This window comes from Streptomyces sp. SolWspMP-5a-2 (assembly GCF_900091845.1).
Lineage (GTDB): Bacteria > Actinomycetota > Actinomycetes > Streptomycetales > Streptomycetaceae > Streptomyces > Streptomyces doudnae.
The window spans coordinates 1-3,017 of record NZ_FMCI01000018.1; the positions used below are offsets into that span (position 1 = coordinate 1).

4 protein-coding genes are annotated in these 3,017 nt (G+C 73.2%); all 4 read left to right on the forward strand.

Annotated features, from left to right (window positions below; all coding sequences use genetic code 11):
* The coding region (locus tag GA0115242_RS00915; protein WP_346012613.1) for an alpha/beta hydrolase family protein at nucleotides 1-340 on the forward strand (340 nt) is incomplete at its 5' end.
* 261 nt (nucleotides 341-601) lie between these two features.
* Nucleotides 602-1,285: an RNA polymerase sigma factor SigR gene (gene sigR, locus GA0115242_RS00920; protein ID WP_218088632.1), complete on the forward strand. Its 684-nt coding sequence runs from the start codon at nucleotides 602-604 to the stop codon at nucleotides 1,283-1,285.
* Entirely contained in the window at nucleotides 1,282-1,584 is a 303-nt protein-coding gene (gene rsrA / locus GA0115242_RS00925; RefSeq protein WP_093823438.1) for a mycothiol system anti-sigma-R factor, read from the forward strand. The genes sigR and rsrA overlap by 4 nt, the downstream gene beginning before the upstream one ends.
* 118 nt (nucleotides 1,585-1,702) lie before the next feature.
* Nucleotides 1,703-3,017: HD-GYP domain-containing protein (locus GA0115242_RS00930; protein WP_093823440.1), on the forward strand; the 1,315-nt coding region annotated here is incomplete at its 3' end.

Consider the following 3,017-nt stretch of genomic DNA (forward strand, 5'->3'; position numbering starts at 1 on the left):
GGGCGGGCGCAGCGCGGGCGCGCGGGTCGCCTGCCGCACCGCCGCCGGTCTCGGCGCGCGCGCCGTCCTCGCGCTGAGCTTCCCGCTCCACCCGCCGGGCAGGCCCGAGAAGTCCCGCGCGGCCGAACTCCTCGGCGCCGGGCTCCCCACCCTCGTCGTCCAGGGCGGCAACGACCCGTTCGGACGGCCCGACGAGTTCCCGCCCGGCGACCGCGACCTCGTCGAGGTGCCCTGGGCCGACCACGGGTTCGCGGTGCCGAAGCGGGCGCCCCTGGGGCAGGACGAGGCGGTGGCGATCGTCACGGACGCCGTCGTCGCGTGGACCGCGTCACTCGGCTGACGCCCGGGAATGTTGCGCGGGCGACGGCTGTTGTGCGGACTGCGTGCCGATCCGCCGGCACCACCGTCCCGGAGTCCACGGAAGGAAGTCCGCCGCATGGGTTCGACCATCTGCCCGAGCCGTCACAGCAGCGCTGACCTGGAGTGGACGGTGCTGCACGCGGCGAAGACCACGCCTGTCCGGGCGGCGGGCGGACCGGATCGTCGTCTATCCTCCGAATCTGGTGGGACCGGTCTCGGTTCCGCCCGGAATCTTGAGGAGGTGGGTCCGGTCACTGGGATCGACGCAGGGACCGACGACGGCCAGGCGGAGCAGCCCGAGGGCCAGGGCACCGGCGCCGAGAGCACCGCGGAGCGCAGCGCGCGCTTCGAACGGGACGCGCTCGCGTTCCTCGACCAGATGTACTCGGCCGCCCTGCGCATGACGCGCAACCCGGCCGACGCCGAGGACCTGGTGCAGGAGACCTACGCCAAGGCGTACGCGTCCTTCCACCAGTTCCGCGAGGGCACCAACCTCAAGGCGTGGCTGTACCGCATCCTCACCAACACCTTCATCAACTCGTACCGCAAGAAGCAGCGCGAACCCCAGCGCTCCGCGGCCGAGGAGATCGAGGACTGGCAGCTCGCCCGCGCCGAGTCGCACATGTCGACCGGTCTGCGCTCCGCCGAGTCGCAGGCGCTCGACCACCTGCCCGACTCCGACGTGAAGGCGGCGCTGCAGGCGATCCCCGAGGAGTTCCGCATCGCCGTGTATCTCGCCGATGTCGAGGGCTTTGCCTACAAGGAGATCGCCGACATCATGGGGACACCCATCGGAACGGTGATGTCCCGGCTGCACCGGGGCCGCCGCCAACTGCGCGGCATGCTGGAGGACTACGCCCGTGAGCGCGGGCTCGTCCCGGCCGGTGCCGGAGAGTCGAACGAAGCGAAAGGTTCGGGCTCATGAGCTGCGGAGAGCCGCACGAGACGGACTGCGGTGAGGTCCTCGACCACCTCTACGAGTTCCTCGACAGCGAGATGCCGGACATCGACCGGGACAAGTTCAAGCAGCACTTCCAGGAGTGCTCGCCGTGCCTGGAGAAGTACGGACTCGAAGAGGCCGTGAAGAAGCTGGTCAAGCGGTGCTGCGGACACGACGACGTCCCCACCGACCTGCGCGCCAAGGTACTGGGCAGGCTCGACCTGATCCGCTCCGGGCAGGCGGTGCCCGACCACGACGTCACCGCCACCCCGCAGGAGTCGTAGCCCCCGGAACCCGGCCCTCCGTCACCCGAACGTGCTAATCGACGGGTGATAAGCCCACATCGTCCCCAGGCCGCCCTAGGCTCCTCACTCCGAGCAGGAGCGGCCGGGGAGGGGCGTGATGGAGGCGGTTCCGGCAGGAGCCCGCGCGTACATCGGCTGCGTCACTCTCGCCGCCCTGTACGCGCTGATCCCGCTCCCCTCCCTGGCCACGCCGCCGTGGGCCGTGCTGCTGCTCGCCGTCGTCTACGCGGGCTGCGAGCAGGCCGCTGCCCGCTGGCACTCCGCCGGCACCTTCTACCCCGTGCTGCTCGCCGGGGCCTTCCTGCTCCCGCCGCCCGCCGCCGCGCTCGTCCCGGTGCCCGGCGCGCTGCTCCTGCCGCTCACCCGCCGCGCCCGCGCCGAGCGGCCCGCACCCCGGCTGCGCAGGCTCTGGCGGGCCGCTCAGCTCGTCGTCGCCGTCTGGGCCGCGAGCCGCACCCACTGGGCGCTCGGCGGCCGGGACGCCGTCGTCGGCTCCGACTTCCCGTACGCGCTCGTCCCCTCCGGCGCCGCCGTCCTCGTCTTCTGCCTGGTGCTGACCGCCCTCGACGGCGGCATCCGCGCCCTCGCCGAACGCGTCCCCGCCCGCCGCGCCTGGCGGGGCCTGTTCGGGCGCTCCCTCGCCCCGATCGGCGTGCACGGCCTCGCCGGGCTGATGATGGCCGTCCTCTGGCGCAGCCCCTACGGCCCGGTGGCCGCGCTGCTGGTGCTGCTGCCGATGTGCGTGTCCTGGTGGGCGTTCGCCCAGTACCACCGCGAGCGCGCCGCCCACCAGGCGACCATCAGGGCCCTGGTGCAGGCCGTCGACATCAAGGACGGCTACACCCGCGGCCACAGCGAACGCGTCGGCCAGGCGTCCATGATGATCGCCCGCGAGCTGGGCATGGACGACAGCCGCGTCGAGGTGCTCCGGTTCGCGGGCATCCTGCACGACGTCGGCAAGCTCGGCGTCCCCACCCGGCTGCTGCGCAAGGACGGCCCGCTCACCCCCGAGGAGCGCCGGGTCATCGAACTGCACCCCGAGTACGGCCACGAGATGGTGCGCGGCATCGCGTTCCTCGGCGAGGCCCGCGCCGCCGTCCTGCACCACCACGAACGCCTGGACGGCAGCGGCTACCCCTACGGGCTGCTGGGCGCCCAGATCCCGGAGTCCGCGCGGGTGGTCGCCGTCGCCGACGCCTTCGACGCGATGACCTCCACCCGCTCCTACCGCAGGGCCAGGCCCGTTCCGGCCGCCCTGGAGGAGCTGAGGCGCTGCGCGGGCGCCCAGTTCGACCCGCGGATGGTCACCGCCCTGGTCGTCGCCCTCGGACGGCACGGCTGGCACCCCGCCGTCACCGCGGAGGAGCAGCCGTCGCCCGACCCGGCCGCCGCGCCCCTCTCCAGCAGCCCCG